Here is a 6417-nt window from a genome sequence, read left to right as displayed (position 1 = left end):
GGTGCTTAGAATCACGCCTCTTTCGCGCTAACGGAAACGCTGCGCGGAAGGGGGAAGCAAAGCTGGCGGTGTGCTGCAGTCTTGGGCGCGCGGCTGGCCTGGAAGTTGAACCCCGCAGTCGCAACGATGTAGTGTAAAAAATTGTTGACGAACTGCGAAACACGGTTCATAATCTCGCTTCTCTGCTGCTGAAAACGCAGCGCTGCTGGGAAACACGAAGTTCCTCGCAGATTGCTCTTTAAAAATTAACAGCCGATAAGTGTGGGCGCTTGATGAAAGCGAGCTGATCCTCGGATCAGATAGCAAAAGTATCAAGAGTCTCACACTAAAGTAAGTCAGGTTTATGAAGTGATTCATATTCCTGTCAGCTTTGAGTGAGCGACCGGTTCTTAACTGAACCGAAAACAGTAACAGGTTTAAACTGAAGAGTTTGATCCTGGCTCAGATTGAACGCTGGCGGCATGCCTTACACATGCAAGTCGAACGGCAGCACGGGTGCTTGCACCTGGTGGCGAGTGGCGAACGGGTGAGTAATACATCGGAACATGTCCTGTAGTGGGGGATAGCCCGGCGAAAGCCGGATTAATACCGCATACGATCTACGGATGAAAGCGGGGGACCTTCGGGCCTCGCGCTATAGGGTTGGCCGATGGCTGATTAGCTAGTTGGTGGGGTAAAGGCCTACCAAGGCGACGATCAGTAGCTGGTCTGAGAGGACGACCAGCCACACTGGGACTGAGACACGGCCCAGACTCCTACGGGAGGCAGCAGTGGGGAATTTTGGACAATGGGCGAAAGCCTGATCCAGCAATGCCGCGTGTGTGAAGAAGGCCTTCGGGTTGTAAAGCACTTTTGTCCGGAAAGAAATCCTTGGCTCTAATACAGTCGGGGGATGACGGTACCGGAAGAATAAGCACCGGCTAACTACGTGCCAGCAGCCGCGGTAATACGTAGGGTGCAAGCGTTAATCGGAATTACTGGGCGTAAAGCGTGCGCAGGCGGTTTGCTAAGACCGATGTGAAATCCCCGGGCTCAACCTGGGAACTGCATTGGTGACTGGCAGGCTAGAGTATGGCAGAGGGGGGTAGAATTCCACGTGTAGCAGTGAAATGCGTAGAGATGTGGAGGAATACCGATGGCGAAGGCAGCCCCCTGGGCCAATACTGACGCTCATGCACGAAAGCGTGGGGAGCAAACAGGATTAGATACCCTGGTAGTCCACGCCCTAAACGATGTCAACTAGTTGTTGGGGATTCATTTCCTTAGTAACGTAGCTAACGCGTGAAGTTGACCGCCTGGGGAGTACGGTCGCAAGATTAAAACTCAAAGGAATTGACGGGGACCCGCACAAGCGGTGGATGATGTGGATTAATTCGATGCAACGCGAAAAACCTTACCTACCCTTGACATGGTCGGAATCCTGCTGAGAGGTGGGAGTGCTCGAAAGAGAACCGGCGCACAGGTGCTGCATGGCTGTCGTCAGCTCGTGTCGTGAGATGTTGGGTTAAGTCCCGCAACGAGCGCAACCCTTGTCCTTAGTTGCTACGCAAGAGCACTCTAAGGAGACTGCCGGTGACAAACCGGAGGAAGGTGGGGATGACGTCAAGTCCTCATGGCCCTTATGGGTAGGGCTTCACACGTCATACAATGGTCGGAACAGAGGGTTGCCAACCCGCGAGGGGGAGCTAATCCCAGAAACCCGATCGTAGTCCGGATTGCACTCTGCAACTCGAGTGCATGAAGCTGGAATCGCTAGTAATCGCGGATCAGCATGCCGCGGTGAATACGTTCCCGGGTCTTGTACACACCGCCCGTCACACCATGGGAGTGGGTTTTACCAGAAGTGGCTAGTCTAACCGCAAGGAGGACGGTCACCACGGTAGGATTCATGACTGGGGTGAAGTCGTAACAAGGTAGCCGTATCGGAAGGTGCGGCTGGATCACCTCCTTTCCAGAGCTATCTCGCGAAGTTGAGCGCTCACGCTTATCGGCTGTAAATTAAAGACAGACTCAGGGGTCTGTAGCTCAGTCGGTTAGAGCACCGTCTTGATAAGGCGGGGGTCGTTGGTTCGAATCCAACCAGACCCACCACCGTCTTGTGGGCGGTACACACCTGAGGAATTCTGTACATGGGGGCATAGCTCAGCTGGGAGAGCACCTGCTTTGCAAGCAGGGGGTCGTCGGTTCGATCCCGTCTGCCTCCACCAATCCTCAATGACAAACATTCGAATGACGATTGTTCGAGTCTTTGTCATTGGCGATTGAGCCAGTCAGAGTGATACGTAGTACGTATCGGCTGTCGTTCTTTAACAATCTGGAAGAAGTAAGTAATTTGGATAGCGGAAGCGTCTTGAGATGGACGTGGAAGTTATCCGGGTTGTGATTGTATCGATGTATCTCAAGATGATTCGAACTCTATGTTTGACTCAATTGGAATACGGCACAACGCGAGAACTCAACCTGTAACGAGACAGACTCGTTATAGGGTCAAGCGAACAAGTGCATGTGGTGGATGCCTTGGCGATCACAGGCGATGAAGGACGCGGTAGCCTGCGAAAAGCTACGGGGAGCTGGCAAACAAGCTTTGATCCGTAGATGTCCGAATGGGGAAACCCACTCCTTTTGGAGTATCCATGGCTGAATACATAGGCCATGCGAAGCGAACGCGGTGAACTGAAACATCTAAGTAACCGCAGGAAAAGAAATCAACCGAGATTCCCAAAGTAGTGGCGAGCGAAATGGGATGAGCCTTGCACTCTTTATTTGTATTGTTAGCCGAACGCTCTGGAAAGTGCGGCCATAGCAGGTGATAGCCCTGTAGGCGAAAACAGTATGAAAGAACTAGGTGTGCGACAAGTAGGGCGGGACACGTGAAATCCTGTCTGAAGATGGGGGGACCATCCTCCAAGGCTAAATACTCGTGATCGACCGATAGTGAACCAGTACCGTGAGGGAAAGGCGAAAAGAACCCCGGGAGGGGAGTGAAATAGATCCTGAAACCGCATGCATACAAACAGTCGGAGCCTCGTAAGGGGTGACGGCGTACCTTTTGTATAATGGGTCAGCGACTTACGTTCAGTAGCAAGCTTAACCGTATAGGGCAGGCGTAGCGAAAGCGAGTCCGAATAGGGCGTTCAGTTGCTGGGCGTAGACCCGAAACCAGGTGATCTATCCATGGCCAGGATGAAGGTGCGGTAACACGTACTGGAGGTCCGAACCCACTAACGTTGAAAAGTTAGGGGATGAGCTGTGGATAGGGGTGAAAGGCTAAACAAACCTGGAAATAGCTGGTTCTCTCCGAAAACTATTTAGGTAGTGCCTCGTGTCTCACCTTCGGGGGTAGAGCACTGTCATGGTTGGGGGGTCTATTGCAGATTACCCCGCCATAGCAAACTCCGAATACCGAAGAGTGCAATCACGGGAGACAGACATCGGGTGCTAACGTCCGGTGTCAAGAGGGAAACAACCCAGACCGCCAGCTAAGGTCCCCAAATATAGCTAAGTGGGAAACGAAGTGGGAAGGCTAAAACAGTCAGGAGGTTGGCTTAGAAGCAGCCACCCTTTAAAGAAAGCGTAATAGCTCACTGATCGAGTCGTCCTGCGCGGAAGATGTAACGGGGCTAAGCTATATACCGAAGCTGCGGATGCGTGCTTGCACGCATGGTAGGAGAGCGTTCCGTAAGCCTGCGAAGGTGCCTTGTAAAGGGTGCTGGAGGTATCGGAAGTGCGAATGCTGACATGAGTAGCGATAAAGGGGGTGAAAGGCCCCCTCGCCGTAAGCCCAAGGTTTCCTACGCAACGTTCATCGGCGTAGGGTGAGTCGGCCCCTAAGGCGAGGCAGAAATGCGTAGCTGATGGGAAGCAGGTCAATATTCCTGCACCATTGTTAGATGCGATGGGGGGACGGATCGCGGAAGGTTGTCCGGGTGTTGGAAGTCCCGGTCGCTGCATTGGAGAAGGCGCTTAGGCAAATCCGGGCGCGGAATTCAAGGGTGTGGCGCGAGCTCCTTCGGGAGCGAAGCAATTGGAAGTGGTTCCAAGAAAAGCCTCTAAGCTTCAGTCTAACGATGACCGTACCGCAAACCGACACAGGTGGGCGAGATGAGTATTCTAAGGCGCTTGAGAGAACTCGGGAGAAGGAACTCGGCAAATTGGTACCGTAACTTCGGGATAAGGTACGCCCTTGTAGCTTGACTGGCCTGCGCCAGGAGGGTGAAGGGGTTGCAATAAACTGGTGGCTGCGACTGTTTAATAAAAACACAGCACTCTGCAAACACGAAAGTGGACGTATAGGGTGTGACGCCTGCCCGGTGCCGGAAGATTAAATGATGGGGTGCAAGCTCTTGATTGAAGTCCCGGTAAACGGCGGCCGTAACTATAACGGTCCTAAGGTAGCGAAATTCCTTGTCGGGTAAGTTCCGACCTGCACGAATGGCGTAACGATGGCCACACTGTCTCCTCCCGAGACTCAGCGAAGTTGAAGTGTTTGTGATGATGCAATCTACCCGCGGCTAGACGGAAAGACCCCATGAACCTTTACTGTAGCTTTGCATTGGACTTTGAACCGATCTGTGTAGGATAGGTGGGAGGCTATGAAACCGGAACGCTAGTTTCGGTGGAGCCGTCCTTGAAATACCACCCTGGTTTGTTTGAGGTTCTAACCTTGGCCCGTGATCCGGGTCGGGGACAGTGCATGGTAGGCAGTTTGACTGGGGCGGTCTCCTCCCAAAGCGTAACGGAGGAGTACGAAGGTACGCTAGGTACGGTCGGAAATCGTGCTGATAGTGCAATGGCATAAGCGTGCTTAACTGCGAGACCGACAAGTCGAGCAGGTGCGAAAGCAGGTCATAGTGATCCGGTGGTTCTGTATGGAAGGGCCATCGCTCAACGGATAAAAGGTACTCTGGGGATAACAGGCTGATACCGCCCAAGAGTTCATATCGACGGCGGTGTTTGGCACCTCGATGTCGGCTCATCTCATCCTGGGGCTGTAGCCGGTCCCAAGGGTATGGCTGTTCGCCATTTAAAGAGGTACGTGAGCTGGGTTTAAAACGTCGTGAGACAGTTTGGTCCCTATCTGCCGTGGGCGTTGGATATTTGAAGGGGGCTGCTCCTAGTACGAGAGGACCGGAGTGGACGAACCTCTGGTGTACCGGTTGTCACGCCAGTGGCATCGCCGGGTAGCTATGTTCGGAAGAGATAACCGCTGAAAGCATCTAAGCGGGAAACTCGCCTTAAGATGAGATATCCCTGGGGACTAGATCCCCTTGAAGGGTCGTTCGAGACCAGGACGTTGATAGGTCAGGTGTGTAAGCGCAGTAATGCGTTCAGCTAACTGATACTAATTGCCCGTAAGGCTTGATCCTATAACAAGTCTGCCTTGTAGATCGGCGCCGTGTGAAAACACTGGCCGCGATCCAAAGCGACAAGTTGGATTCTCGTGTGTGATACACACAACTCAAAATTACTGCTTCTTCCAAGATTGGTTGTGCTGCGAAGCAGCGCAACAACCCTCTTTGCCTGATGACCATAGCGAGTCGGTCCCACCCCTTCCCATCCCGAACAGGACCGTGAAACGACTCTACGCCGATGATAGTGCGGATTCCCGTGTGAAAGTAGGTAATCGTCAGGCTCCCTAAGCCAGAAACCCCCGCCCGAAAGGCGGGGGTTTTTGCATTTCGGCGATGGAAATGCGTGAGTGATCGGGGTCGGTGGCATGGCGGCAACCGGGCGCAGAATGCGTTCAGGCGCCATCCGTTCTCGAGCGATCGGTCGTTCTGCGCCACCGAACGCTCCCGACGCGTTCCCCATTTCACTCCATGTCCCTTGGAACCTCTTCCCCAAGTGCGGCACGGTGGGTCATACCGGCTTCCTTCTGCCTCACGAGTCAGATCGTGATCCGCAAGATCGGAAAGAACCTGCCCGGGACGACGCTCGATTCCTTTTCGCCGATTTTTTCAGCCCCGATCGTCAGATAGAACGGAACCGCATTGGGATCGGCTTCGATCACAAAGCTCCTGATCCCTCTCACAGCGCTTTCCTTGCGGACCGCTTCCCACAGCGCACGGGCGACACCCCGGCCCATGTGGTCGGGATGGACGAACAGCCATCCGGGTGTCGGGCGATCCGATTCCGATGACGCCCTGACCCAGAACCCGATGATTGCCTCCGCGGATTCCGCGACGTAACCAATCGACCCGTCGATCGTTTCCGGTGCAATCGTGAGATCGCCCTGCCACAAGTCGAGCCAGTCCTTCGGATAGCCCCAGTGTGCCTTCGAAATGCGAGCCAGACGCGTGAGTTCGTCCGCGTCCGCGGTACGGGCAGCACGTACGGTAAATGGTTTGTGCATTTCGTCTCCTGTCATGGTCGACACCTTCGTCGAGGTATCGTCCGGCTCGCATCGACTCAAACAAC

General features: G+C 53.8%; 1 protein-coding gene, 2 tRNA genes and 3 rRNA genes. 5 read left to right on the top strand and 1 reads right to left on the bottom strand.

Annotated features, from left to right (window positions below):
- The first annotated feature begins 418 nt into the window (after positions 1–418).
- From AB3K92_RS05795 to rrf, 5 genes are all read left to right on the top strand, one after another.
- Positions 419–1951 (top strand): 16S ribosomal RNA (locus tag AB3K92_RS05795).
- A 63-nt stretch (positions 1952–2014) separates the two neighbouring features.
- Positions 2015–2091 (top strand) — tRNA-Ile (locus AB3K92_RS05790).
- A 40-nt stretch (positions 2092–2131) separates the two neighbouring features.
- Positions 2132–2207, top strand: a tRNA-Ala gene (locus AB3K92_RS05785).
- A gap of 278 nt (positions 2208–2485) precedes the next feature.
- A 23S ribosomal RNA gene (locus AB3K92_RS05780) occupies positions 2486–5366 on the top strand.
- Positions 5367–5519: 153 nt separating this feature from the next.
- A 5S ribosomal RNA gene (rrf, locus tag AB3K92_RS05775) occupies positions 5520–5632 on the top strand.
- Together the 16S, 23S and 5S rRNA genes with 2 tRNA genes alongside form the textbook arrangement of a ribosomal RNA operon.
- A gap of 255 nt (positions 5633–5887) precedes the next feature.
- On the opposite strand, the gene AB3K92_RS05770 is transcribed toward rrf, so the two are convergent.
- The gene (locus AB3K92_RS05770; RefSeq protein ID WP_369464624.1) at positions 5888–6352 is read right to left on the bottom strand and encodes a GNAT family N-acetyltransferase; all 465 of its coding nucleotides are present in this window, start codon (positions 6350–6352) and stop codon (positions 5888–5890) included.
- Positions 6353–6417 lie beyond the last annotated feature (65 nt).

The organism is Burkholderia sp. Bmkn7 (assembly GCF_041103175.1).
Lineage (GTDB): Bacteria > Pseudomonadota > Gammaproteobacteria > Burkholderiales > Burkholderiaceae > Burkholderia > Burkholderia cepacia.
This window is presented reverse-complemented; position numbering and strand designations above follow the sequence as displayed.

What these genes read in the sequence shown, in the direction of transcription:
- AB3K92_RS05770 (WP_369464624.1), bottom strand. Translation starts at nt 6,352, where the DNA reads ATGCACAAACCATTTACCGTACGTGCTGCCCGTACCGCGGACGCGGAC.